23 protein-coding genes, 1 tRNA gene and 3 rRNA genes are annotated in these 26,344 nt (G+C 69.8%); all 27 read left to right on the forward strand.

The features are described 5' to 3' along the window. Positions 1–196: 196 nt before the first annotated feature. Positions 197–1,715, forward strand: a 16S ribosomal RNA gene (locus ASF37_RS00005). Positions 1,716–2,044: 329 nt separating this feature from the next. Continuing rightward, positions 2,045–5,152 (forward strand): 23S ribosomal RNA (locus ASF37_RS00010). Positions 5,153–5,265: 113 nt separating this feature from the next. Then, positions 5,266–5,382 (forward strand): 5S ribosomal RNA (rrf, locus tag ASF37_RS00015). The 16S, 23S and 5S rRNA genes sit together here, the layout of an rRNA operon. A gap of 490 nt (positions 5,383–5,872) precedes the next feature. After that, positions 5,873–6,508, forward strand: coding sequence for a tetratricopeptide repeat protein (locus ASF37_RS00020; RefSeq protein ID WP_235499157.1), 636 nt, complete (start codon positions 5,873–5,875; stop codon positions 6,506–6,508). A 126-nt stretch (positions 6,509–6,634) separates the two neighbouring features. Next, positions 6,635–6,979, forward strand: a complete 345-nt coding sequence (locus ASF37_RS00025; protein ID WP_055968446.1) for a single-stranded DNA-binding protein — start codon at positions 6,635–6,637, stop codon at positions 6,977–6,979. A 9-nt stretch (positions 6,980–6,988) separates the two neighbouring features. After that, a complete protein-coding gene (locus ASF37_RS00030; protein WP_056554783.1) occupies positions 6,989–7,999 on the forward strand; it encodes an HAD-IIA family hydrolase in 1,011 nt (336 codons plus the stop codon). Positions 8,000–8,003: 4 nt separating this feature from the next. Then, entirely contained in the window at positions 8,004–8,267 is a 264-nt protein-coding gene (locus ASF37_RS00035) for a hypothetical protein (protein WP_056578419.1), read from the forward strand. Continuing rightward, the gene (locus ASF37_RS00040) at positions 8,264–9,103 is read left to right on the forward strand and encodes a TlyA family RNA methyltransferase (protein WP_056578422.1); all 840 of its coding nucleotides are present in this window, start codon (positions 8,264–8,266) and stop codon (positions 9,101–9,103) included. The genes ASF37_RS00035 and ASF37_RS00040 overlap by 4 nt, the downstream gene beginning before the upstream one ends. Then, positions 9,100–10,032 carry an NAD kinase gene (locus ASF37_RS00045; protein ID WP_056578426.1) on the forward strand — a complete coding sequence of 311 codons (933 nt, stop codon included), beginning with the start codon at positions 9,100–9,102 and terminating at the stop codon, positions 10,030–10,032. The genes ASF37_RS00040 and ASF37_RS00045 overlap by 4 nt, the downstream gene beginning before the upstream one ends. Then, positions 10,032–11,717, forward strand: coding sequence for a DNA repair protein RecN (gene recN / locus ASF37_RS00050; RefSeq protein ID WP_055968437.1), 1,686 nt, complete (start codon positions 10,032–10,034; stop codon positions 11,715–11,717). Before ASF37_RS00045 ends, recN begins: the two co-directional genes overlap by 1 nt. A gap of 79 nt (positions 11,718–11,796) precedes the next feature. Next, positions 11,797–12,978, forward strand: coding sequence for a putative cytokinetic ring protein SteA (gene steA, locus ASF37_RS00055; protein WP_056578429.1), 1,182 nt, complete (start codon positions 11,797–11,799; stop codon positions 12,976–12,978). Next, entirely contained in the window at positions 12,979–13,827 is an 849-nt protein-coding gene (locus ASF37_RS00060; RefSeq protein WP_056554768.1) for a copper transporter, read from the forward strand. 159 nt (positions 13,828–13,986) lie between these two features. After that, positions 13,987–15,690 (forward strand): CTP synthase, encoded by a 1,704-nt coding sequence (locus ASF37_RS00065; protein ID WP_056578432.1) that lies wholly within the window; start codon positions 13,987–13,989, stop codon positions 15,688–15,690. A 15-nt stretch (positions 15,691–15,705) separates the two neighbouring features. Further along, positions 15,706–16,314: an NUDIX domain-containing protein gene (locus ASF37_RS00070; protein ID WP_055968429.1), complete on the forward strand. Its 609-nt coding sequence runs from the start codon at positions 15,706–15,708 to the stop codon at positions 16,312–16,314. After that, on the forward strand, positions 16,311–17,261 hold the full coding sequence (xerD, locus tag ASF37_RS00075) for a site-specific tyrosine recombinase XerD (protein WP_056579137.1): 951 nt from the start codon (positions 16,311–16,313) through the stop codon (positions 17,259–17,261). The genes ASF37_RS00070 and xerD overlap by 4 nt, the downstream gene beginning before the upstream one ends. 130 nt (positions 17,262–17,391) lie before the next feature. Further along, a complete protein-coding gene (locus ASF37_RS00080; RefSeq protein WP_055968427.1) occupies positions 17,392–18,240 on the forward strand; it encodes a ParA family protein in 849 nt (282 codons plus the stop codon). 2 nt (positions 18,241–18,242) lie between these two features. Further along, positions 18,243–18,584, forward strand: a complete 342-nt coding sequence (locus ASF37_RS00085; RefSeq protein ID WP_369815143.1) for a hypothetical protein — start codon at positions 18,243–18,245, stop codon at positions 18,582–18,584. Then, positions 18,581–19,462, forward strand: a complete 882-nt coding sequence (locus ASF37_RS00090; RefSeq protein ID WP_055968423.1) for a ScpA family protein — start codon at positions 18,581–18,583, stop codon at positions 19,460–19,462. Before ASF37_RS00085 ends, ASF37_RS00090 begins: the two co-directional genes overlap by 4 nt. After that, a complete protein-coding gene (gene scpB, locus ASF37_RS00095) occupies positions 19,455–20,252 on the forward strand; it encodes an SMC-Scp complex subunit ScpB (protein ID WP_082506323.1) in 798 nt (265 codons plus the stop codon). The genes ASF37_RS00090 and scpB overlap by 8 nt, the downstream gene beginning before the upstream one ends. Then, positions 20,239–20,979, forward strand: a complete 741-nt coding sequence (locus tag ASF37_RS00100; RefSeq protein ID WP_056578435.1) for a pseudouridine synthase — start codon at positions 20,239–20,241, stop codon at positions 20,977–20,979. The genes scpB and ASF37_RS00100 overlap by 14 nt, the downstream gene beginning before the upstream one ends. After that, a complete protein-coding gene (locus tag ASF37_RS00105) occupies positions 20,976–22,028 on the forward strand; it encodes a prephenate dehydrogenase (RefSeq protein WP_056578438.1) in 1,053 nt (350 codons plus the stop codon). The genes ASF37_RS00100 and ASF37_RS00105 overlap by 4 nt, the downstream gene beginning before the upstream one ends. A 53-nt stretch (positions 22,029–22,081) precedes the next feature. Beyond that, positions 22,082–22,753, forward strand: coding sequence for a (d)CMP kinase (cmk, locus tag ASF37_RS00110; RefSeq protein WP_055968417.1), 672 nt, complete (start codon positions 22,082–22,084; stop codon positions 22,751–22,753). Beyond that, on the forward strand, positions 22,750–23,472 hold the full coding sequence (locus tag ASF37_RS00115; protein WP_082480204.1) for a 1-acyl-sn-glycerol-3-phosphate acyltransferase: 723 nt from the start codon (positions 22,750–22,752) through the stop codon (positions 23,470–23,472). Before cmk ends, ASF37_RS00115 begins: the two co-directional genes overlap by 4 nt. After that, positions 23,465–24,817, forward strand: coding sequence for a ribosome biogenesis GTPase Der (der, locus tag ASF37_RS00120; protein ID WP_056578441.1), 1,353 nt, complete (start codon positions 23,465–23,467; stop codon positions 24,815–24,817). The genes ASF37_RS00115 and der overlap by 8 nt, the downstream gene beginning before the upstream one ends. A gap of 117 nt (positions 24,818–24,934) precedes the next feature. Beyond that, positions 24,935–25,750 (forward strand): pseudouridine synthase, encoded by an 816-nt coding sequence (locus ASF37_RS00125; protein WP_369815219.1) that lies wholly within the window; start codon positions 24,935–24,937, stop codon positions 25,748–25,750. A gap of 49 nt (positions 25,751–25,799) precedes the next feature. Beyond that, positions 25,800–25,873: transfer RNA gene (locus ASF37_RS00130), tRNA-Pro, on the forward strand. Positions 25,874–25,981: 108 nt separating this feature from the next. After that, entirely contained in the window at positions 25,982–26,263 is a 282-nt protein-coding gene (locus tag ASF37_RS00135) for a YrhK family protein (protein ID WP_056554760.1), read from the forward strand. The last annotated feature ends 81 nt before the right edge of the window (positions 26,264–26,344 follow it).

Below are 26,344 nucleotides of genomic sequence, written 5' to 3' on the forward strand. Positions count from 1 at the left end.
TGTGCGTCTGATCCTTGAGAACTCAACAGTGTGCCAAAAGTCGACGAGATAATCAGTAGTAACCCTCGTCTGTGGTGTCGGGGCCCTTGTGGTCTTGATGCTGTGGCGAGTTTTGAAATTCCGACAATTGACTGTCAGCAGTCAGTTCTCAGGAATCAAACCAAGTAGTGATGTAGCTCCCTTTGGGGGTGCATTTTCAACGGAGAGTTTGATCCTGGCTCAGGACGAACGCTGGCGGCGTGCTTAACACATGCAAGTCGAGCGGTAAGGCCACTTCGGTGGTACACGAGCGGCGAACGGGTGAGTAACACGTGAGCAACCTGCCCTTCTCTTCGGAATAAGCGTTGGAAACGACGTCTAATGCCGAATATGACTTCCTTTTGCATGATTGGAAGTGGAAAGCTCCGGCGGAGAGGGATGGGCTCGCGGCCTATCAGCTAGTTGGTGTGGGTAATGGCCCACCAAGGCGACGACGGGTAGCCGGCCTGAGAGGGTGACCGGCCACACTGGGACTGAGACACGGCCCAGACTCCTACGGGAGGCAGCAGTGGGGAATATTGGACAATGGGCGAAAGCCTGATCCAGCAACGCCGCGTGAGGGATGACGGCCTTCGGGTTGTAAACCTCTTTCAGCGGGGACGAAGCGAAAGTGACGGTACCCGCAGAAGAAGGACCGGCCAACTACGTGCCAGCAGCCGCGGTAATACGTAGGGTCCGAGCGTTGTCCGGAATTATTGGGCGTAAAGGGCTCGTAGGCGGTCTGTCGCGTCGGGAGTGAAAACTCAGGGCTCAACCCTGAGCGTGCTTCCGATACGGGCAGACTAGAGGTATGCAGGGGAGAACGGAATTCCTGGTGTAGCGGTGGAATGCGCAGATATCAGGAGGAACACCGGTGGCGAAGGCGGTTCTCTGGGCATTACCTGACGCTGAGGAGCGAAAGCATGGGGAGCGAACAGGATTAGATACCCTGGTAGTCCATGCCGTAAACGTTGGGCGCTAGGTGTGGGGACCTTCCACGGTCTCCGTGCCGCAGCTAACGCATTAAGCGCCCCGCCTGGGGAGTACGGCCGCAAGGCTAAAACTCAAAGGAATTGACGGGGGCCCGCACAAGCGGCGGAGCATGCTGATTAATTCGATGCAACGCGAAGAACCTTACCTGGGTTTGACATATACCGGAAAGCTGCAGAGATGTAGCCCCCCTTGTGGTCGGTATACAGGTGGTGCATGGCTGTCGTCAGCTCGTGTCGTGAGATGTTGGGTTAAGTCCCGCAACGAGCGCAACCCTCGTCCTATGTTGCCAGCACGTYATGGTGGGGACTCATAGGAGACTGCCGGGGTCAACTCGGAGGAAGGTGGGGATGACGTCAAGTCTTCATGCCCCTTATGTCCAGGGCTTCAAGCATGCTACAATGGCCGGTACAAAGGGCTGCGAAACCGTAAGGTGGAGCGAATCCCAAAAAGCCGGTCTCAGTTCGGATTGGGGTCTGCAACTCGACCCCATGAAGTCGGAGTCGCTAGTAATCGCAGATCAGCAACGCTGCGGTGAATACGTTCCCGGGCCTTGTACACACCGCCCGTCACGTCATGAAAGTCGGCAACACCCGAAGCCGGTGGCCCAACCCTTGTGGAGGGAGCCGTCGAAGGTGGGGCTGGCGATTGGGACGAAGTCGTAACAAGGTAGCCGTACCGGAAGGTGCGGCTGGATCACCTCCTTTCTAAGGAGCATTTGGCTGTCCGGCTTGTCCGGGGAGTCCATTGCACTGAACGTGGACGTTCGTTCCACGCAGTGCAGCTCACTAGTGGACGTCGACTAGTTGGACGATCGCTGACGATGCTCGTCAGTACACCCTTCGGGGCAGGAACCTCGAGCAGAGAACGTGATCGCGCCTGGCACACTGTTGGGTCCTGAGGGATCAGCTTCGGCTGTATTCCTCGGACCGTATCTACCGACGAACCGCTCGCTGTTGGTGAGCAGGCGTCGATTCGGGTGCGGGACCGAACGTATCTTGAGAACTTCACAGTGGACGCGAGCATCTTGTAGCAACAACAAGCTACTAAGTGCACATGGTGGATGCCTTGGCATCGAGAGCCGATGAAGGACGTTGGAGTCTGCGAAAAGCCCCGGGAAGGTGACAACCGACCTGTGATCCGGGGATGTCCGAATGGGGAAACCCACCTGGAGGAAAGTCCAGGTACCTCTGCCTGAACACATAGGGCAGCTGGAGGGAACGCGGGGAAGTGAAACATCTCAGTACCCGCAGGAAGAGAAAACAACCGTGATTCCGGAAGTAGTGGCGAGCGAAACCGGAAGAGGCTAAACCTCAGTGATGTGATAGCCGGCAGGCGTTGTCACTGGGGGGTCGTGGGGCCGCAATGCTGGTTCTGCCGAATCAGCGAAGAGTCACAAACCATGAGTGAAGTGGAAACCGACTGGAAAGTCGTGGCGTAGAGGGTGAGACCCCCGTACACGTAAGCTCATGGCTCTTTTGCGTTACCCCGAGTAACACCGAACCCCTGAAATTCGGTGTGAATCTAGCGGGACCACCCGTTAAGCCTAAATACTCCTCGATGACCGATAGCGGACTAGTACCGTGAGGGAAAGGTGAAAAGTACCCCGGGAGGGGAGTGAAAGAGTACCTGAAACCATGTGCATACAATCCGTTGGAGCTCTTCCTTGTGAAGGGTGACAGCGTGCCTTTTGAAGAATGAGCCTGCGAGTTAGCGTGGTGTAGCGAGGTTAAGGCGAGGGCCGTAGCCGTAGCGAAAGCGAGTCCGAATAGGGCGTTTGAGTTGCACCATCTAGACCCGAAGCGGAGTGATCTATCCATGGGCAGGTTGAAGCGCGGGTAAGACCGCGTGGAGGACCGAACCCACCTAGGTTAAAAACTGGGGGGATGACCTGTGGATAGGGGTGAAAGGCCAATCAAACTCCGTGATAGCTGGTTCTCCCCGAAATGCATTTAGGTGCAGCGTTGCGTGTTTCTTGCCGGAGGTAGAGCACTGGATGGGCTAGGGGGCCTACAAGCTTACTGAACTCAGCCAAACTCCGAATGCCGGTAAGTGAGAGCGCAGCAGTGAGACTGCGGGGGATAAGCTCCGTAGTCGAGAGGGAAACAGCCCAGACCATCAGCTAAGGTCCCAAAGAGATTGCTAAGTGGAAAAGGATGTGAAGTCGCAGAGACAACCAGGAGGTTGGCTTAGAAGCAGCCACCCTTGAAAGAGTGCGTAATAGCTCACTGGTCAAGTGATTTCGCGCCGACAATTTAGCGGGGCTCAAGCAATCCACCGAAGCTATGGCATTCGTACATGTACCCGGCCCTTTGGGGTCCAGGTGTGCGGATGGGTAGGGGAGCGTCGTGTGGCGAGCGAAGCGGCGGGGTGACCCAGCCGTGGACGCCACACGAGTGAGAATGCAGGCATGAGTAGCGAATGAGGAGTGAGAAACTCCTCCACCGAATGACCAAGGGTTCCAGGGTCAAGCTAATCTTCCCTGGGTAAGTCGGGACCTAAGGCGAGGCCGACAGGCGTAGTCGATGGACAACGGGCTGATATTCCCGTACCGGCACTGAAGCGACCCTGCTGAATCCAGTGATGCTAAGTGCCCGAAACTAGCCTCCAGCTCCTTCGGGAGCATTGGCTAGCAGAGCGCATGACCCGAACTGGTACTAGGCAAGCAATGGTGTGACGCAGGAAGGTAGCTCAACCGCGGCGATGGTAGACCGCGGCCAAGGTCGTAGGGCGAACGGTAGGCAAATCCGCCGTTCATGTGCCTGAGAGCTGATGGGGAGACGATTTAGTCGAAGTGAGTGATCCTATGCTGCCGAGAAAAGCATCTAGCGATGTTTCAGAGCCGCCCGTACCCCAAACCGACTCAGGTGGTCAGGTAGAGAATACTAAGGTGATCGAGTGAATCATGGTTAAGGAACTCGGCAAAATGCCCCCGTAACTTCGGGAGAAGGGGGGCCGGATTCGTGAGTGGACTTGCTCCACGAAGCGTTGAAGGCCGCAGAGACCAGGCCCAAGCGACTGTTTACTAAAAACACAGGTCCGTGCTAAGTCGAAAGACGCCGTATACGGACTGACTCCTGCCCGGTGCTGGAAGGTTAAGGGGACGTGTTAGCGCAAGCGAAGCACAGAACTTAAGCCCCAGTAAACGGCGGTGGTAACTATAACCATCCTAAGGTAGCGAAATTCCTTGTCGGGTAAGTTCCGACCTGCACGAATGGAGTAACGACTTGGGCGCTGTCTCAACCATGAACTCGGCGAAATTGCACTACGAGTAAAGATGCTCGTTACGCGCGGCAGGACGGAAAGACCCCGGGACCTTTACTATAGTTTGGTATTGGTGTTTGGTTCAATTTGTGTAGGATAGGTGGGAGACTGTGAAGCCCGGACGCCAGTTCGGGTGGAGTCATCGTTGAAATACCACTCTGATTGAACTAGATATCTAACCTAGGTCCATTATCTGGATCAGGGACAGTGCCTGATGGGTAGTTTAACTGGGGCGGTTGCCTCCTAAAATGTAACGGAGGCGCCCAAAGGTTCCCTCAGCCTGGTTGGCAATCAGGTTTCGAGTGTAAGTGCACAAGGGAGCTTGACTGTGAGACTGACAAGTCGAGCAGGGACGAAAGTCGGGACTAGTGATCCGGCGCTGGCATGTGGAAGCGGCGTCGCTCAACGGATAAAAGGTACCCCGGGGATAACAGGCTGATCTTCCCCAAGAGTCCATATCGACGGGATGGTTTGGCACCTCGATGTCGGCTCGTCGCATCCTGGGGCCGTAGCAGGTCCCAAGGGTTGGGCTGTTCGCCCATTAAAGCGGCACGCGAGCTGGGTTTAGAACGTCGTGAGACAGTTCGGTCCCTATCCGCCGCGCGCGTAGGAAACTTGAGAAAGGCTGTCCCTAGTACGAGAGGACCGGGATGGACGAACCTCTGGTGTGCCAGTTGTTCTGCCAAGAGCACGGCTGGTTGGCTACGTTCGGAAGTGATAACCGCTGAAAGCATCTAAGCGGGAAGCACGTTTCAAGATGAGGTTTCCCACTGGTTTATCCAGGTAAGGCCCCCAGCAGACCACTGGGTTGATAGGCCGGAAGTAGAAGTGCAGCAATGCATGGAGCTGACCGGTACTAATAGGCCGAGGGCTTGTTTCTTACAAGATTACTGCGCGTCCACTGTGAGGTTCCCGAGATATGAGTCGGGAACATGCTCGATCAGGTCCCCGCCGGGGCTTGTTCGGGTAGATCGATTGATATCTCCATAGAGTTTCGGCGGCCATGGCGAAGGGGAAATACCCGGTGACATTCCGAACCCGGAAGTCAAGCCCTTCAGCGCCGATGGTACTGCGTGGGAGACTGCGTGGGAGAGTAGGACGCCGCCGGACAATCATTAGCGCGAGGCCGCTCCCTTCAGGGAGCGGCCTCGCTGCATTTCCCGATGGTACTGCGTGGGAGACTGCGTGGGAGAGTAGGACGCCGCCGGACAATCATTAGCGCGAGGCCGCTCCCTTCAGGGAGCGGCCTCGCTGCATTTCAGCAGGAGTCGGAATGAGTGAGCAGAAGGGCCCCCGTGGTGGGGGCGCAGGTCGTGGAGACGGCCGACGTGGATCGACCGGTGGTCGAGGCGGATCGAGCGGTCGGCCCGGTGCTGGCGGTCGGTCGGGCTCGGGCGGCCGTGGTCGTGACGAGAGCCCCCGTGGTGGGCGTCCTGGACAGGGGCGTTCGGACGGAGGGCGGCGAGGCGACGGTGCAGGGCGCCCGGAGCGTCGTGACACCCGGGGGCGACCCGGGACGGGCGGCACCGGCCGTCGTCCCGAGCGCGAGGAGCGCACGGTCGACCAGGTCGTCTACGACGGTCCGCCGATCCCGGACGACGTGTCGGCGAAGGACCTGGACCGGTACGCCCGCGACCAGCTGCAGAACCTGCCGGCCAAGCTCGCCGACCGGGTCGCGCGCCACCTCGTGATGGCGGGGCTGCTCGTCGCCACCGACCCGGAGACGGCCTACAAGCACGCGCTCGCGGCGCGGGCCCGAGCGCAGCGCAACGGCCTCGTCCGCGAGGCGTGCGGCGAGACCGCGTACGCCGCCGGCAAGTTCGCCGAGGCGCTGTCGGAGCTGCGCGCTGCGCGTCGCATGAACGGACAGCTGCTCTACGCGCCCATGATGGCCGACTGCGAGCGTGCCCTGGGACGACCGGAGAAGGCGCTGGCCTACGACACCCCGGACATCCGGGCCGCGCTGGACGACGCCGGCGGCGTCGAGCTGACCATCGTGGTCGCGGGCGCCCGACGCGACCTGGGTCAGGTCGACGCTGCGCTCCGTCTGCTCGAGACCGAGTCGCTGAACAGCAAGAACCGGTCCGAGTGGGTCGCTCGCCTGCGCTACGCGTACGCGGACACGCTCCTGGCGGCCGGCCGCCAGGAGGAGGCCGTCGAGTGGTTCCACCGGGTCGTGGCGGTCGACGGCAACAAGATCACTGATGCCGAGGAGCGCCTCTCCGCGCTGTCGTGACCTCTGCGCGCGAGCGCACCGCAGGGCCGGGCCGTCGTCCACAGGGACGATGCGCCCGGCCCTTCGTCGTCCACAGGGCTTGCCGGATGGCTGGGCTCGCGACGCCGACGCGGCCACGCTGGGGGGATGTCTGAACCACAGCACCACAACCAGGTGGCCCTGACCGGGCGGGTGTCGGGGACCCCGGAGGCACGCACGTTGCCGAGTGGCGACGAGATCGTCACCTTCCGCCTCGTCGTCCGTCGCACGAGGCCGCGGCGCGGCACGGCCCGGTCGGCGCAGACCGTCGACACGATCGAGTGCGTGGCCTGGTCGTCGCGCCTGCGTCGGACTTGCGTGCGGCTGCCGGACGGCGCGGTCGTCTCGGTCACGGGCGAGCTGCGTCGCCGGTTCCAGCGCGGGTCCGGCGGCGCCCAGAGCTGGTACGCCGTCGAGCTGACCACGTGCTCCCGGTCGCCGGCGGCTCAGTAGGCTCGTGCCATGCCGCTCCGGAGCACCGACGTCCCGCTCTGCGACCTGCACGACGTCGTGATGCTCGACCTCGACGGGGTGGTCTACGTGGGGGCCGACGCGGTCGACGGCGCCGCCACGGCCCTGCAGACGGCCGTCGAGCGGGGCCTCCGACCGGCCTACCTGACGAACAACGCGTCCCGGCCGGCCACCGTGGTGGCCGACCACCTGCGACGGATCGGCATGCCGGTCCCGGACGACGCCGACGTGGTCACGTCCGCACAGGCGGTGGCCCGTCTCATGGCCGCCGATCTCGCGCCGGGAGCACGGGTCCTCGTGGTCGGTGGCCCCGGGCTGAGGGAGTCGCTGGAGTCCGAGGGTCTGGTGCCGGTCGACGGTCCCGACGGCGAGCCGGTCGCCGTCGTCCAGGGGTTCCACCCCGACATCGGCTGGTCGGACCTCGCGGAGGTCGCCTACGCCGTCGGCCGCGGCCTGCCGTGGTACGCGAGCAACCGTGACCTCAGCATCCCCACGCCGCGCGGGACCGCGCCGGGCAACGGCTCGCTCGTTCAGGCGGTCGCCAACGCGACCGGCCTCGAGCCGGTCGTCGCAGGCAAGCCCGAGCGGCCCCTGTTCGACGAGACGGTCCGGCGGACGGGGGCACGTCGACCCCTCATGGTCGGCGACCGGATCGACACCGACATCGACGGCGCCACCGCGCTCGACATCCCGTCCCTCGCCGTGCTCACCGGCGTCAGCGACCTCCAGGAGATCGCCGGCCTCGACCCGCGGCGTCGTCCCACCTACGTGGCGACGGACCTGCGGGGTCTCGTGGAGACCCACGAGCACGTGGCCGTCGACGGTGACGTGGCGCGGTGCGGTCGGGCTGCGGCCCGCCTCGACGGCGACGTGATCCGGCTGACCGACGGCGACCCCGCCGAGACCGCGTCGGTCCGCGCCCTCCTCGGACTCGCCTGGGCGACGCGCGACACCCGAGGGAGCGACGCCGACCTCCGACTCGTCGACGGTCTGGGAGGATGACGAGGTGAGCGAGCAGAGCGACCGCCCGACCGTCGCGTCCCACGGCGACGAGGCACCCGACGTCGATCCCGCCGGCGATCCGGTGGCGGACCTCGTCGCGCGGGCCCGCGAGGCGTGCTCCGGCCACCCCGAGCTCCTCGAGCAGCTGGACCACCTCGACCGGCTCGACGAGGTCGAGCTGTCACGCCGACCCGAGGTGCTCGACGCCGCGCACCGCACGCTGCGCGAGGTGCTCGCCGGCGCGGGACGGCCGGACCCGCGATCGTGACCCGCCGCGTCCGGCTCGACTCCGAGCTCGTGCGACGCGGCCTGGCCCGCTCCCGGGACCACGCGGCGCAGCTGATCGAGGACGGCCGCGTGCGCGTCGGCGGTCAGCGTGCCACGAAGCCGGCCACGCAGGTGGGCACGGACCAGCCCGTCGTGGTGAAGGACGGCGACGACGCCGGCTGGGCCTCCCGCGGAGCCCACAAGCTCCTGGGTGCCCTGGCTGCCTTCGAGCCCGGAGGACTCGAGCTGGCAGGTCGACGCTGCCTCGACGCCGGTGCCTCGACCGGTGGCTTCACCGACGTCCTGCTGCGACGCGGCGTCCGGGAGGTCGTGGCGGTCGACGTCGGATACGGCCAGCTGATCTGGAGGCTGCGGGACGACCCGCGCGTCCAGGTGCACGACCGCACCAACGTGCGCACCCTGACCCGCGACGACATCGGCGGCCCCGTCGACGTGGTCGTGTCGGACCTGTCGTTCATCTCCCTTACCGTGGTCATGCCCGCGCTGACCGCCGTGTGCGACGAGAAGGGTGACATCGTGCTGATGATCAAGCCGCAGTTCGAGGTCGGACGCGGGAACCTGGGCAAGAACGGCGTCGTCCGCGACCCGGACCTGCACGCCGACGCCGTGCTGCGCGTCAGTGCTGCCGCCCTCGAGCACGGGTGGGACACCCGCGGGCTCGCCGCGAGCCCGCTGCCGGGCCCGGCGGGGAACGTCGAGTACTTCTGCTGGCTGCGGCACGACCCCGACGGTGACCCCCTCGAGCGCCGCGACGTCCTCGACGTGATCGGAACAGGGCCCCTGGGTGCCCGCCCCGACCAGGGAGGCCAGACATGAGCGCGCGCCGCATCCTGCTCATCGTGCACACCGCCCGCGCCGAGGCCACCTCGCTCGCTGCCCGGTTGGCGACCGACCTACGAGGGGCCGGGCTCGCCGTCTGCGTGCTGGAGTCCGACCTCGACGAGCTGCAGGCCGCCGGCATCGGGGAGGTCGGAGTGATCCCGGCCACCGAGGGCGCGGCCGCCGGGTGCGAGCTCGCGATCGTCCTGGGCGGTGACGGCACCATCCTGCGCGCCACCGAGATCTGCCGTGGCACCCTGACGCCCGTCCTGGGCGTGAACCTGGGTCACGTGGGCTTCCTGGCCGAGGCCGACGTCGAGGACCTCCAGGCCGTGGTCCAGGGCGTCGTCGAGCGGTCCTACCGGGTCGAGGAGCGGCTGACGGTGGAGGTCGAGGTCACGGTCGGGGGCGAGGTCGTCGCCAGGAACTGGGCCCTCAACGAGGCCACCGTCGAGAAGGCCTCCCGGGAGCGCATGCTCGAGCTGGTCGTGGAGATCGACGACCGACCGGTCTCCCGGTGGGGGTGTGACGGCGTGGTCTGCGCGACCCCGACCGGCTCGACCGCGTACAACTTCAGCGCCGGAGGCCCGATCGTGTGGCCCGAGGTGGAGGCACTGCTGCTCGTGCCGATCAGCGCCCACGCCCTCTTCGCCCGCCCGCTCGTCGTCTCGCCCGCCTCGACCCTGGCGATCGAGGTCGTGGGGGAGACCACCGCGGGGGTGCTGTGGTGCGACGGCCGCCGCGCCGCCGACCTGCCGCAGGGCGCTCGGGTCGAGGTCCGTCGCAGCGGTACGCCGGCGCGCCTCGCCCGGCTGCACGAGGCGCCGTTCGCGGACCGGCTGGTGCGCAAGTTCGACCTCCCGGTCGCGGGCTGGCGCGGCGCCGCCGAGCAGCGCGGGGTCGAGCGACGGGGCGGGGGTCGCTGATGTGGCAGCACCTGCGGCTCAGCTCCCTCGGCGTCATCGAGTCCGCCGAGCTCGAGCTCGACTCCGGCTTCACCGTCATCACCGGTGAGACCGGTGCCGGAAAGACGATGGTCGTCACGGCACTCGGCCTGCTGCGTGGTGGTCGCGCCGACCTCGGGCTCGTGCGTCACGGAGAGCGTCAGGCGCGTGTCGAGGCGAGCGTGGAGGTCGCGCCCGGCTCCACGGTGGGTCGGATCGTCGACGACGCCGGGGGAGCGGTCGACGACGACGTGGTCGTCCTGGGTCGCGTGCTGTCGGCGCAGGGACGGTCGCGGGCCTTCGCCGGCGGAGCGACCGTGCCCGCAGCCCTGCTGGCGGAGATCACCGACGAGCTGGTCGCGGTGCACGGGCAGTCGGACCAGCACCGCCTGCTGCGCGGACCGGCCCAGCGCGCGGCTCTGGACGCCTTCGCCGGTGAGCCGCTCGCGGACCTGCTCGCGGAGTACACCCCGCAGCACGCCCGGCTGAAGGCGGCGCACGCTCGGGTGCGCGAGCTCACGGAGCACGCCCAGGAGCGTGCCCGCGAGCTCGACCTCCTGCGCCACGGGCTCGCCGAGATCGAGGCGGTCGAGCCGCTCGAGGGCGAGGACGACCAGCTCGTCGCCGAGGAGGGGCGCCTCGCCCACGCCGAGGCACTCGCCCGGGCTGCCCTCGCGGCGCACGAAGGCCTGGCGGGCGACCACGGGACGGCCGCGCGCGACGTCGTGGCCGTCGCCACCGCGGCCCTCCAGGACGTCGCCGGCCACGACCCGACGCTCGACGACCTCACGACGCGGCTGCGCGAGGTCGGGATCCTGCTCGACGAGGTGTCTACCGACCTGAGCGCGTACGCCGACGGGGTGGAGGTCGACCCGGCGCGGCTCGCGGCCGTCCAGGAGCGCCGTGCGGCGATCGTCTCGTTGCAGCGCAAGTACGGGCCCGGCGTCGCCGACGTGCTCGCGTGGCAGCAGAAGGCCGCCACGAGCGTGGAGGACCTGGACCACGACGACCAGGCCATCGCCGAGCTCGAGGACGAGATCGCACGGCTGACCCCGCAGGTCCACGACCTCGCGCGGCGGATGAGCGAGGTCCGGCGCGAGGCGGGGGAGCGGCTGGGCGCCCTGGTGTGCGAGGAGCTCGCCCAGCTCGCCATGCCGTCGGCCCGACTCGAGGTGGCGGTCCGCGTGGCCGACGACGCCGTCCTGTCCGCGCACGGCCTCGACGAGGTCGAGCTGCTGTTCGCCGCCAACAACGGTGCCGCGCCGCGGCCGCTGGCCAAGGGAGCCAGTGGCGGTGAGCTGTCGCGACTCATGCTGGCGCTCGAGGTGGTGCTCGCCGACCGGACCACGGTCCCCACGCTCGTCTTCGACGAGGTCGACGCGGGCATCGGTGGTCGCGCCGCGGTCGAGGTGGGCCGCCGGCTGGCCCGTCTCTCGCGCGGCCCCCAGGTGCTCGCGGTCACCCACCTGCCCCAGGTGGCGGCCTTCGCCCACCACCACTTCCACGTGACCAAGGACGACGACGGCAACGTCACGTCCAGCAGCGTGGTGCGTCTGGACGGCCAGGCGCGCGTCGACGAGCTCGCCCGCATGCTGGCCGGCCAGGACGACTCCGAGGCCGCCCAGGCCCACGCACGCGAGCTGCTGGACCTGGCGCGGCAGCAGTAGCCGACGCGGTGGTGGGCCGGGGACGCGCCGGGCCCGCGCTGCGCGGCCGAGGCGGGTCCCCGTGCCACGATGGACGACGATGTCTCGACGAACCCGCCCCTCCGAAGGTGCAGCCGACGACACGACCGACGACATCGTCGGCGTCGTGCGCTTCGCCCGCACCGGTGACGCCTCCTCCAAGGCGCTGCGCGACGGCGACATCGCCGTCGTCGACCTGCCCGACCTCGACCGCGGCCAGGCCGAGGCCCTCGTGGCCCGCAACGTCCGCGCGGTCCTCAACGCGGCGGAGTCCTCGACGGGCCGCTTCCCGAACCTCGGCCCCCAGGTCCTGGCCGACGCCGGCGTCACCCTCATCGACCACGTGGGCGCCGGCATCTGGTCGCGTCTGCGCAGCGGCGACACGGTGCGGATCGCGGACGGCAAGGTCTTCAAGGACGAGGTCCTCGTCGCGCAGGGCCACATGGTCGACGACGCGACGCGCTCCCAGCGGCTCGGCGTCGCCGAGCGCGACCTCGCCACCCGCCTGGGGTCCCTCACCGCCAACGCCTCGGACCACCTCGAGCGCGAGCGCGAGCTGCTGCTCGAGGGTGCGCGCATCCCGCGGCTCCCGACCCGGCTGCGCGGTCGGCCGGTCGTGGTGGTCTCGCGCACGTACGGATGGCAGGACGACCTCAAGCGGATCCGACGCTGGATCAGGGACTCCGGCGCCGTCGTCGTCGGCGTGACGGCGGGAGCCGACGCGTTGATCGACGCCAAGATCACGCCCGACGTCGTCATCGGCCACCTCGACGACCTCTCCGACCGGGCCCTGCGCAGCGGGGCCGACGTCGTGGTCGTGACGCCCTCGGGACGCAGCGAGGGGCACGAGCGGTTCGAGCGAGCCGGTGTCGACGTCGCGACGTTCACCGCCTCCGGTGCGCCGAGCGACCTCGCGATCCTGCTGGCCGACTCCAACGACGCACCCGTCATCGTCGAGGTCGGCGCACCCCGCGGGCTGGTGGAGTTCCTCGAGCGGGGCACCGCCGAGGTCGCCAGCTCGTTCGTCACCCGGCTGCGCGCGGCGAGCACGCTCGTCGACGCGCGTGCCGTGGCCCACTTCACCCGACGCACCATGCCCGCCTGGCCCGTGCTGCTCGTCCTGGTCGCGGGGGTGCTGGCCGTCGTCGCGGCGATCGGCGTCACCCCGACCGGTCGCGACTGGTACGAAGCGCTGGGCGACAGCCTGGGCGATCTCCGAACCTGGCTCGAAGGACTGCTGTAGATGATCACCTTCCGGTACCACCTCGTCTCCATCGCGGCCGTGCTCCTCGCACTGGCCGCCGGTGTCGCACTCGGAGCGGGCGTGCTCGACGAGTCGCTCTCGGCACCCGAGGACGGCAGCGCGAGCACCGGCGGCGACGCCGCGCTGGCCTCCTTCGAGGACGGCTACGCGGCCCGGACCTCGTCCGGCCTCATCGACGGGTCGCTGGACGACCGTTCGGTGGTCGTGCTGACGCTGCCCGGCGCACGCGACGACGAGGTCGCCGGTGTGCGCCGGGACCTCGAGCGGGCCGGTGCCACGGTGACCGGGACCGTGGGCCTGACCGCGAAGCTCATCGACCCGGGCAACCGCCAGTTCGCGGAGAGCGTCGCCGAGGAGGCGGCCCCCGACGCCAGCGGCGAGGGGTACACGCGGGTGGGCGCGGCGCTCGGCAGCTCGGTGCTGGGCGATGCCGGCGGCGAGCTCGACGAGACGGCGCGCACCGTGGCGTCCGCCTTCGACGAAGGTGGACTCACGGCCGCCGAGGAGGCGCCCGACGCCTTCGCCGACCTGGCCGTCGTCGTCACCGGTCCGTCGCGCGTCGGTGACGCCGCCGAGGTCCTGTCGGGACTGGTCCGGTCGATCGCGGGCTCCGGTTCCGGTGCCCTCGTCGCGGGCCCGTCGTCGGCGAGCCGCGAGGGCGGGGCCGTCGACGTGGTGCGGCGGGAGGCCTCGCAGGTCTCCACCATCGACGTGATCGACTCCGCGGCCGGGCGCGCGGTCACGGCTCTCGCGCTGGCGCGGGCCGCCGACGGCGAGACGGGCTCCTGGGGCACGTCGCGCAGCAACGACGGACCCGTCCCCGAGTAGCACGGACCCGCGCGGCGCGTCGCGCCCGGGCTGGTCACGGGCGGGGTCGGGAGCGGCTACACTGGAATCCCGTGGAGCAGTGACGGCCCCGGCCGGCCCGCACGGATCGTCCGACACCCTCGCTGCGCCGCATCCAGGCCCACGACCACGGGAGTCACCTTGCAGGGCAGCGCCGTCACCAAGCACGTCTTCGTCACCGGCGGGGTCGCCTCCTCGCTCGGCAAGGGGCTCACCGCCTCGTCGCTCGGCCGACTGCTGAAGTCCCGCGGTCTGCGGGTCACGATGCAGAAGCTCGACCCCTACCTCAACGTCGATCCCGGGACGATGAACCCGTTCCAGCACGGCGAGGTGTTCGTCACCGACGACGGGGCCGAGACCGACCTCGACATCGGCCACTACGAGCGCTTCCTCGACGAGGACCTCGTGGGTCGCGCGAACGTGACCACCGGACAGGTGTACTCCGAGGTCATCGCCCGGGAGCGCCGCGGCGACTACCTCGGCGACACCGTGCAGGTGATCCCGCACATCACGAACGAGATCAAGGACCGGATGCTCGCCATGGGCGGGCCCGACGTCGACGTCGTGATCCACGAGATCGGCGGCACGGTCGGCGACATCGAGAGCCAGCCGTTCCTGGAGTCGGCCCGCCAGGTGCGCCACGAGATCGGCCGCGGGCACGTGTTCTTCCTGCACGTGTCGCTGGTGCCGTTCATCGGCCCGTCCGGTGAGCTGAAGACCAAGCCCACGCAGCACTCGGTCGCGGCGCTGCGCTCGATCGGCATCCAGCCCGACGCCATCGTCTGCCGCTCCGACCGCGAGATCCCCGAGTCGGTCAAGCGCAAGATCTCGCTCATGTGCGACGTCGACACCGAGGCCGTCGTGACCGCGAGCGACGCCCCCTCGATCTACGACATCCCCAAGGTGGTCCACCGCGAGGGTCTCGACGCCTACGTCGTGCGCCGTCTCGACCTGCCGTTCCGCGACGTCGACTGGACCGAGTGGGACGCGCTGCTGCGCCGGGTCCACCAGCCCGCCGACGAGGTGACCATCGCGCTGGTCGGCAAGTACGTCGACCTGCCCGACGCCTACCTCTCGGTGGCGGAGGCGCTGCGGGCCGGTGGCTTCGCCAACGACGCGAAGGTGAACCTGCGCTGGGTGCCGTCCGACGAGTGCGCGACCGAGTCGGGTGCGGCACGGCACCTCGGCGACGTCGACGGCATCTGCGTGCCCGGCGGCTTCGGCATCCGTGGCATCGAGGGCAAGATCGGTGCGCTGCACCTCGCCCGGACCCGCGGCATCCCGACCCTCGGCCTCTGCCTGGGCCTGCAGTGCATCGTGATCGAGCACGCCCGGAACGTGGCCGGCATCCCCGGGGCGAGCTCCACCGAGTTCGACCCCGACGCGAGCGACCCGGTGATCGCCACCATGGCCGAGCAGCACGCGTTCGTCGAGGGCGCCGGCGACCTGGGCGGCACCATGCGGCTCGGCCTGTACGAGGCCGCCCTGGCGCCCGGCAGCATCGTGGCGGGCGTCTACGGCGCCGACAAGGTCGAGGAGCGCCACCGGCACCGCTACGAGGTCAACAACGGCTACCGTGACCAGCTCGAGCAGTCCGGACTGGTCTTCAGCGGCACCTCGCCCGACGGCACGCTCGTGGAGTTCGTCGAGCTGCCGGCCGACGTGCACCCGTTCTACGTCGCCACGCAGGCGCACCCCGAGCTGCGCTCGCGTCCCACCCGCCCGCACCCGCTCTTCGCCGGTCTCGTGAAGGCCGCCCTCCAGCGCCAGCGCGAGACCCGGCTGCCCGTCGACGAGCCCGCCGCGCACGGCGTCGAGGCCAACGCAGGCACCCCGACGGCCTGACCGGATGACCCTCTCGTGAGCGCGCACCCGACCCTGCCGGGAGAGCTGGTCGACGACGTCGCCGATCGACCCGCCACGTGGCCGGTGGCCTCCAGCGATCGGGTCTACAGCAGCGCGTACCTCGACGTCGACGTCGACGTGATCGTCGACCCGCAGGGGGACGAGCACTCACGCGCCGTCGTGCGACCGAACGGCGCCGTCGGCGTGCTGGCGCTCGACGAGGACGACCGACTGCTGCTCGTCGTGCAGTACCGACACCCCGTGGCCGCACGGCTGGTCGAGCTTCCTGCCGGCACCCTCGACGTCGAGGGGGAGGAGCCCCAGGAGGCTGCGGCTCGCGAGCTCGCGGAGGAGGCCGACGTGGTGGCCGCCGAGTGGGCGCCGCTGATCTCGCTGCTGTCGAGCGCCGGGTACACGAGCGAGGCCTGCCAGATCTTCCGGGCCAGCGGTCTCAGCGCGGTCCCCGAGGACGAGCGGACCGAGCGGCGGGCCGAGGAGGCCGGCATGGAGCAGTGGTGGGTGCCCTTCGAGAAGGTCGTCGACGCCGTGCTCGACGGGAGCGTGCGCGACGCGACGATGTGCGCCGCGGTGCTCGCCGAGGCCGCCCACCGTCGGTCCCGATGAGCGACGGGTCCACGACCGGGACCGGCGACCTCGACCGCTCGATCCTGGACTACGTGAGCCACCTGGGGGTCGAGCGCGGCCTGGCCGCCAACACCTTGGCCAGCTACCGCCGTGACCTGCGGCGGTACCGCGAGCACCTCCACGGTGCCGACGTCACCGACGTCGCCGACGTCACCGAGACCGACGTGCTGGCCTTCCTGGCGGCCCTGCGCACCGGGAACGACGAGCACCCACCCCTGGGCGCCTCCAGTGCGGCGCGCGCCGTGGTGGCCGTCCGGGGGTTCCACAAGTTCTGCCTGCGTGAGCAGCTGGTGGCGCAGGACGTCACGGCCGCGGTCAAGCCGCCGCGACCGGCCTCCAGGCTTCCGAAGGCGCTCCCGCTGGCCGACGTCGAGGCGATCCTCGAGGCCTCCGGTGCGGCGGGCACCAGCCTGGCCAAGCGCGACCGAGCCCTGCTCGAGGTCCTGTACGGGACCGGGGCCCGCATCTCCGAGGCCGTCGGTCTGGACGTCGACGACGTCGACCTCGAGGAGGGCACCGCCCTGCTGCGCGGCAAGGGTGGCAAGCAGCGGCTCGTGCCCGTCGGATCCTTCGCCAGAGGTGCGATCACCGACTACCTGACCGTCGCGCGGCCGGGGCTCGTCTCGGTGACGGGCACCGGTGGCGCAGCCCTGTTCCTCAACGCGCGAGGTGGACGGCTGAGCCGGCAGAGCGCCTGGACGGTCCTGGTGCGCGCCGCCCGCGCGGCCGGCGTCGGGGTCGACGTCTCGCCGCACACCCTGCGCCACTCCTTCGCCACCCACCTGCTCGACGGGGGCGCCGACGTGCGCGTGGTGCAGGAGCTGCTCGGGCACGCCTCGGTGACGACCACGCAGATCTACACGCTCGTGACGGTCGACCGGCTGCGCGAGGTCTACGCGACGTCGCACCCCCGCGCTGGTTACTGAGTGCTGGTGACCGAGTGCCGGTCACGGTGCGCCGGTCTTCGGGCGCCGGCTGCCGAGAGCCACCCACGGATCGCGATACAGTGACACGACGATCGCCGGGCAGGCGACCAACGCGGCGTGAAGGAGACAGATGAGCGACGACCTCGGGCCCACCGGACGCCCACGACCGGACTTCCCCGAGCCGTCCCCCCGCCGCGGTGGGCAGCCTGCGCAGATCATCGCGATGTGCAACCAGAAGGGCGGCGTGGGCAAGACCACGACCACGATCAACCTGGGTGCCGCCCTCGTCGAGGCCGGCCGTCGGGTGCTGCTGCTCGACTTCGACCCGCAGGGGTCGCTCACCGTCGGGCTCGGCTTCAACGCCCATGAGCTCGAGCAGTCGATCTACCACGTGCTGATGGACCGCGAGCTCACGCTCAAGGACATCGTCCTCGAGACCGCGGTGCCCGGCCTCGACCTCGTCCCGGCCAACATCGACCTCTCGGCCGCCGAGATGCGCCTGGTGACCGAGGTCGGTCGTGAGCAGGTGCTCGCCCGTGCTCTGCACCCCGTGCTGCACGACTACGACGTGGTCCTCATCGATTGCCAGCCGTCGCTCGGCCTGCTCACGGTGAACGCCCTCACGGCGGCCGACGGCGTGATCATCCCGCTCGAGTGCGAGTACTTCGCGCTCCGGGGCGTGGCGCTGCTCAAGGAGACCATCGAGAAGGTGCGCGACCGCACGAACTTCGACCTCAAGATCATCGGTCTGCTCGGCACCATGTACGACGGGCGCACCCTCCACGGCCGCGAGGTGCTGCAGACGCTCGTGCAGGGGTGGGGCGACCTGGTCTTCCACACCGTCATCCGGCGCACCGTCAAGTTCTCCGACGCCACGGTCGCGGGTCTGCCGATCACCGAGTTCGCGGGCGGGTCCCCGGGTGCCGCGTCGTACCGCCAGCTGGCCCAGGAGGTGCTGCATCGATGCCCCGACGCGTGAGCATGCCCGGGGCGGACGAGCTGTTCCGCCCCACCGCCCCCGCGTCGCAGGCCCGCAAGCCCACCGGCGGGGGTGCGGACGGCCCGCCGGCACAGGGGCGGGACGACGCGTCGCAGGCCCCGCCGCGTGACAGCGGGCGGGTCAAGCACGACGAGAAGATGACGGTGTACGTGACGTCGGCCGAGCTGCTGGCGATCGAGCAGGCGCGGCTCGGGCTGCGCGGCACCGTGGGGCGCAACGTCGACCGCGGCCGACTCGTGCGTGCCGCCATCGCGCTGGCCCTGGAGGACCTCGAGATCCGGGGCGAGGAGAGCGACCTCGCCCGTCGCCTCGGCTCCGCATGAGCCTGCCGGTCGACGAGGCCGGCCTCGACACGGACGGCACGGACGGGGTCGACGAGGGGAAGGGCTTCCACGTCGACGTCGGGGTCTTCGAGGGACCGTTCGACCTCCTGCTCTCGCTCATCTCCAAGCACCAGCTCGACATCACCGAGGTCGCGCTCTCGACCGTGACGTCCGAGTTCATCGGCTACGTGCGCGAGCTGGGCGGCGACCTCGAGCAGACCACGCAGTTCCTGGTGGTCGCCGCGACGCTGCTCGACCTCAAGACCGCGCGGCTCCTGCCCCAGGCCGACGTGGAGGACGAGGAGGACCTCGCCCTCCTGGAGGCGCGTGACCTGCTGTTCGCCCGCCTCATGCAGTACCGGGCCTTCAAGCAGGTGGCGCGGTTCGTCGCGGACCGGCTGGCCACCGAGGGGCGCCGCCACCCCCGCCAGGTCGGTCTCGAGCCGCGCTTCGCGGCACTGCTGCCCGAGGTGATCGTGTCCGTCGGGCCGGACGAGCTGGCCGCCCTGGCCGCGCGGGCGCTCGAGCCGAGGCCCGAACCGATCGTCTCGCTCGCCCACCTGCACGCGCCCACCGTGAGCGTGCGGGAGCAGGCCCACCTCGTGGTCGACCGGCTGCGCCGCGAGCGGAGCACTACCTTCCGAGCGCTGACGGCCGACGCCGACCTGATGACCACCGTGGCGCGCTTCCTGGCCCTGCTGGAGCTGTTCCGCGAGGGTGTGGTCGGCTTCGAGCAGGCCACCCCGCTCGGCGACCTGCACCTGCGCTGGACCGGCACCGACGACGCGGACGTCGACATCGACGTCGGCGACGAGTTCGACGGCGGCCCGGTCGAGGAGCCCACCGCACCGACCACCCCGGAGGACGACGATGTCTGAGGACACGACCGAGACCCCGCTGGAGACCTCCACGCAGGACGGGACCGACGACGGGGGCCGTGAGGCCCCGGAGCCGGGGGGCCCGGCCTCGGACCCGTCGCTGCCCCGAGGCCCGCACGAGCTGGAGCTCGAGCTGCTGGAGCTGCGGCCGGCCCTGGAGGCCGTGCTCATGGTCGCCGACCAGCCACTCGACCACCTGACGCTCGCGCAGGCCGTCGGCCACCCGCCGGCCGAGGTCGAGGCGGCGCTGGGGGCGCTCGCCGCGGAGTACGACGAGCAGGCGCGCGGCTTCGAGCTGCGCAACGTCGGCGGAGGGTGGCGCTACTTCACCCGTGAGACGTTCGCCCCCGCGGTGGAGCGCTTCGTGCTCGACGGCCAGCAGGCCAGGCTCACCCAGGCGGCGCTCGAGACCCTGGCCGTGGTGGCGTACCGGCAGCCGATCAGCCGGTCGCGCATCTCGGCGATCCGCGGCGTGAACGTCGACGGCGTGGTCCGCACCCTCGTGACGCGCGGACTGCTCGAGGAGGCCGGCACCGACAGCGAGAGCGGCGCCTTCCTCTACCGCACGACCAGCTACTTCCTCGAGCGGATGGGGCTGGCCTCCCTCGCCGAGCTCCCCGACATCGCGCCCATGCTGCCCGAGATCGAGGAGATGGACGACGAGGTCGTGTCCCTGACGGCCCCTGCGGACGCTGCTGGACCCGAGGACGCGATCGACGACCCGCAGCCCGAGGAGCAGGACGGCGCGCCCGCCCCCGAGTCCGACGAGGTGCCGCATGAGCAGCGGTGAGGTCGAGGGCGTGCGCCTGCAGAAGGTGCTCGCGCAGGCCGGCGTGGGCAGTCGGCGTCGCTGCGAGGAGCTCATGGCCACCGGCCGGGTGGAGGTCAACGGCGAGGTCGTGACGCAGATGGGGGTCCGCGTCGACCCGCTCGCCGACGTGGTGCGCGTCGACGGCCGACGCATCCCTCCGCCGTCGGACCACGTGTACCTCGTGCTCAACAAGCCGCGCGGCGTCGTCTCGAGCATGGCCGACGAGCAGGGGCGCCGGGACCTCACGGAGTTCGTGGCCGGCCGCGAGGAACGCCTGTTCCACGTCGGCCGTCTCGACACGGACACGTCGGGGCTGCTCCTGCTGACCAACGACGGCGACCTCGCCCACCGACTGGCCCACCCCTCGTTCGAGATCACCAAGACCTACGTGGCGCTCGTCGAGGGCGCCGTGGGCGACTCCGTGGGTCGGAGGCTGCGTGCCGGGGTGGACCTCGACGACGGGGCCGCCTCGGTCGACCGCTTCGTGGTGAAGGACCGCGGGCGGAGCCGTTCGCTCGTGGAGCTCGACCTGCACATGGGGCGCAACCGGATCGTGCGGCGGTTGCTCGACGCCGTCGGGCACCCGGTCGTGGAGCTCACGCGGACCAGCTTCGGACCGGTGCGTCTGGGCGGTCTGGCGGTCGGTCGGTCGCGCGAGCTGTCACGCGAGGAGCTGGGGGACCTCTTCGATAGCGTGGCCCCATGACGTCGCTGCCCCCCACCCTCGTCGTGGGCTGTGGCCTCATCGGCACCTCCGTGGCTCTCGCACTGCGTGAGCACGGGATCGACGTGCACCTCACCGACCGCGACCCCGAGCACGTCGCAGCCGCCGTCGAGCGGGGTGCAGGCAGTCCGGAGCCCGTGCGCGACCCCGCCCTCGTGGTCGTGGCCGTGCCGCCCGGTGCCACCGCGGCTGCGGTCCGCGAGGCGCTGGAGACCTTCCCCGAGGCCGTGGTCACCGACGTGGCGAGCGTCAAGGGCAGCATCGTCCGCGCGCTCGACCGGACGGGTGAGATCGACCGCTACGTCGGCAGCCACCCGATGGCCGGCAGCGAACGGTCCGGTCCGCTGGCCGCCTCGGCGCGGCTCTTCGAGGGCCGTCCGTGGGTGATCACCCCCGTCGACGGGGCGAGCGACGCCGCCGTCCGGCTGGTCGAGGAGGTCGCCGTCATGCTCGGTGCGGTCCCGATCGTCATGGAGGCCGACGCCCACGACCGTGCGGTCGCGCTCGTCTCGCACGTGCCCCAGGTGCTGTCGACACTGGCGGCGGCACGCCTCGTCGACGCGCCGCCGGCGCACCTGGCCCTCGCCGGCCAGGGGCTGCGCGACGTGACCCGCATCGCCGGCAGCGACCCCGCGCTGTGGCGCGACATCATCTCCACGAACGCCGCCGAGATCGGCCAGGTCCTCGGTGCCGTGCGCGACGACCTCGACGCCATGATCGCGGCGCTGGACGACCGCGACGCCGTCGGCACGGTGCTCGAGGCCGGTCGTGCCGGGACCCGGTCCATCCCCGGCAAGCACGGCGGGGACCCCGTCGAGCTCGTCGTGGTCAACGTCCAGATCCCCGACACGCCGGGGGCGCTGTCGCGGCTCTTCGCGCACGTGGGGGAGTCGGGCGTCAACATCGAGGACCTGCGCATCGACCACGAGCTCGGTCGTCCGGTCGGCCTCGTCGAGATCTCCGTCGCGGCCGATCGGGCCGACACCCTGGTGGAGCGCCTCGCCGACCAGGGCTGGTCGGCCTACCGTTGACCCGTCCCACCTCGTCCCTCATCCCGAACCAGCACCCCAAGGAGTCATCCCCTGTGAGCAGCACCCTCGTCGTCGCCGTCGACGGACCGTCCGGCTCGGGCAAGTCGAGCACCGCGCGGGGAGTCGCGACGCGACTGTCGCTGGCCTACCTCGACACCGGGGCGATGTACCGCGCCGTCACGTGGGCGCTGCTCCAGCGCGGCACCGACCTCGGTGACCCCGACGCCATCGCCCGCGACGCGGCCGACGTCCAGATCGTCTCGGGCACCGACCCGCAGGCCCCCACCATCACGGCCGACGGGACCGACGTGTCGCAGGCCATCCGCGAGGACGACGTCACGGCGCACGTGAGTCCCGTCGCGGCGGTCCCGCAGGTGCGGACGCTCCTCGTCGAGCTGCAGCGCCGGGTCATCGCGTCGGCGGACCAGGGCATCGTCGTCGAGGGACGCGACATCGGTTCCACCGTCGCGCCCGACGCGGCCGTGAAGGTCTACCTGGTGGCCGACGCCGAGGCACGGGCGGCCCGCAGGGCCGCGGAGCGCGGAGGCGCGGACCAGGAGGCCACGGCCGCCTCGCTCGCCGCCCGCGACCGGATCGACTCCACGCGCGCCACGTCGCCCCTGACCCGCGCCGACGGCGCCGTCCAGATCGACGGCACCCACCTGAGCCTGGAGGAGGTCGTCGACGCCGTCGCCGCCCTGGTGGAGGAGGCCCGGACGGCGTGAGCGAGCACCTCCTCTCCGCAGCGCGGGGGAGTCGCCCTCCACAGGGCCTCCCGGAGACCGGGCTGCGGGTGCTCCGACCGCTCGCGCGGCGGTACCTGGACCGCCGGTGGGACGTGCGTCAGCGCGGTGAGCACCGGGTGCCCGACGACGGTCCCGTGATCTACGCGAGCAACCACATCGGGTGGCTCGACGGTCCGCTGCTCATCCTGTGCACCCCCAGGCCGGCCCACGCCCTGGTGAAGGTCGAGGCGTTCGAAGGTCGAACCGGACGCCTGCTGCGGTTCGCCGGGCAGATCCCGCTGGACCGGTTCCGACGCGACGTCGGGGCCCTGCGGACCGCGGCGCAGGCGCTCGCGAGCGGCCAGTCGGTCGTCGTGTACCCCGAGGGCCTGCGCGGGGCCGGTGACGTGGCCCGGACGAAGGACGGCGTCGCCTGGCTCGCGATGGTGAGCGGCGCCCCGGTGGTGCCGGTCGCGATCTTCGGCACCCGAGCCCCGGGTGAGCCCTCCGAGAGCAGGCCCGAGCGTGGTTCTCGCATCGATGTCGTCTACGGTGAACCCTTACGGATCACGCCCGTCCCGTGGCCCCGCACGCGGGCCCACGTGGCCGAGGTCGGGCGTCGGATCACCGAGCACCTGCGGCACCACGTCGAGTGGGCCGCGGCCACCGGGCACCTGCAGCTGCCCGGCCCCCTGCCCCGAGGAAGTACCGATGTCTGACACCCCCGCCCGCGAGCCGGTCGACCCCGCTCTGCCCGTCCTCGCGATCATCGGCCGTCCGAACGTCGGCAAGTCGACCCTCGTCAACCGCATCATCGGACGCCGCGAGGCCGTCGTCGAGGACGTCCCCGGCGTCACCCGCGACCGCGTGCCCTACGACGCGGAGTGGAACGGCAAGGCCTTCACGGTCGTCGACACCGGCGGCTGGGACCCCGACGCACGCGGACTCGCCGAGCGCATCGCCGCCCAGGCCGAGGTGGCCGTCCAGGCCGCCGACGCCGTGCTGTTCGTCGTCGACGCCACGGTCGGCATCACCGACGCCGACGCGGCCGTCGTCAAGATCCTGCGGGCGGCCAAGAAGCCGGTCGTGCTCGCGGCGAACAAGGTCGACGACCAGCGCAGCGAGCTCGAGGCCGCATCGCTCTGGAACCTCGGCCTGGGCGAGCCCTACCCCGTCTCGGCCCTGCACGGTCGTGGCAGCGGCGACATGCTCGACGCCATCCTGGCCGTCCTGCCCGACGCGCCGCCGGATCGCGACCCCGAGCTCGGTGGCCCGCGTCGCGTCGCCATCGTCGGCAAGCCCAACGTCGGCAAGTCCAGCCTGCTGAACCAGCTGGCGGGGGAGTACCGCGTCGTCGTGGACGACGCGTCAGGCACCACGGTCGACCCGGTCGACGAGCTCGTCGAGCTGGGCGGTCGCGAGTGGCGCTTCATCGACACCGCCGGCATCCGCCGTCGGGTCCGCGAGGCCTCCGGACACGAGTACTACGCCAGCCTGCGCACGTCCACCGCGGTGGAGCGCGCCGAGGTGGCCGTCGTGATCGTCGACGCCAGCCAGCCGTTCACCGAGCAGGACATCCGCATCGTCACGTCGGTGGCGGAGACCGGCCGGGCCCTCGTCGTGGCCTTCAACAAGTGGGACCTCGTCGACGAGGAGCGGCGCTACTACCTGGAGCGCGAGATCGAGCGTGAGCTCGTGCAGGTGCAGTGGGCGCCGCGGATCAACTTCGCGGCCCGCACGGGCTGGCACGTCGACCGTCTGGTGCGGGCGCTCGACGCCGCGCTGGAGGGGTGGGAGACCCGCGTCGGCACCGGTGCGCTGAACGCGTTCCTCGGCCGCCTCGTGGCCGAGCACCCGCACCCGGTGCGTGGTGGCAAGCAGGCCAAGATCCTGTTCGGCACCCAGGCGTCGACGGCGCCGCCCACGTTCGTCCTCTTCACGTCCGGCAAGCTCGAGGCCGGCTACCTCCGGTTCGTCGAGCGTCGGCTGCGCGAGGAGTTCGGGTTCGTCGGTACGCCCATCCACATCCAGCAGCGTCCTCGCGAGAAGCGCGGCAGGCGCTGACCCGAGGTGCCGCCGCGCTCACCCCTGCCGCCACGCCACGGGCTCGGTGCGGCCTGGGTGCGCACGCCCGACCACGACCGCACCTCTCCGGCCCCCGCGCCGACGCTGGGCGCGTGGTTGCGCGACCGGTTGCCCGAGCGGGTCGACGTCGAGGCGATGCTCGAGGCGGGTCGCTTCGTGCTGGGCGACGGCACACCGCTCGTCGGTGACGAGCCCTACCGCCCGCACACGTTCGTCTGGTTCCACCGCGACCTGCGCGACGAGCCCGAGGTGCCGGGCGACATGCCGGTGCTCCACGAGGACGACCGGCTCCTCGTCGTCGACAAGCCGGCCTTCCTCGCCACGATCCCGCGCGGGCGCCACGTGCGCCAGAGCGTCGTGGTCCGACTGCGCGACCAGCTCGGCCTGCCCGAGCTGACGCCCGCGCACCGGCTGGACCGGGTGACGTCCGGGGTCCTCGTGCTGGTCAAGGAACGGCGCTGGCGGGGCGCCTACCAGTCGCTGTTCGCCCGCCGGGAGGTGCAGAAGACCTACCTGGCGCTCGCTCGGCACGACCCCGGGCTCTCGCTCCCGCTGACCGTGAGCAACCACGTGCGCAAGGACCGGGGCACCCTGCGTGCCGAGGTGGTGCCCGACGCCCCGGTGAACGCGGTGACCCACGTCGACCTCGACGAGGTCCGCGGCGGGCTCGCGGTCTACCGCCTGAGCCCGGCCACGGGCCGCACCCACCAGCTGCGCCTGCACCTGTGTGGGCTGGGTGTCCCGATCGTCGGGGACCCGCTCTACCCCGACGTGCTCGACCTGCCCGTCGACGACATGAGCACGCCGTTGCAGCTCCTCGCCCACACGTTGTCCTTCGTCGACCCGGTCGACGAGCGGCCACGGACCTTCACGAGTCGGCGGAGCCTGCCGCTGACCGTCGACGACCGATGACCTCGCGCCGGTGCGCCGTGCCGCGTGGGGTAGGGTTGCGGAGGTTCATCGGGCTGTAGCGCAGCTTGGTAGCGCACCTGACTGGGGGTCAGGGGGTCGCAGGTTCAAATCCTGTCAGCCCGACCGAGAAAACCGCAGGTCAGAGGCCGTTCCCGCTCGCCGCGGGGGCGGCCTCTGCCTCGTTCTCAGCCCGTTCCTGCGCCGGCACGGGACATCGAGAGGGAGTGGACGATGACCAAGGACGACGACCTCACGCTGACCGTGGGCCGGGAGACGCTGGTGATCCGCCAGCGCTACGAGACGTTGAGCATCGTCAACGACGTCCTCGTCGCCCTCTGGTTCCTGGTCGGGAGCATCCTGTTCCTCTGGGAGTCCACCACCACGATCGGGACCTGGTTCTTCGTGGCCGGGAGCGTGGAGCTGCTCGCGCGGCCGCTCATCCGACTTGCGCGGCGCGTCCACCTGCAGCGCGCCGGCGATCCCAGCGGCCGGGACGACTTCCTCGACGGGTGATTCACTCGCCCGGTGACGCCCGGCCCGGGTGAGGGCACTCCGCGCACGACGGAGCTGCGAGGGCGTCGAAACAGGAACGAC

This window comes from Aeromicrobium sp. Leaf289, assembly GCF_001423335.1.
GTDB lineage: Bacteria > Actinomycetota > Actinomycetes > Propionibacteriales > Nocardioidaceae > Aeromicrobium.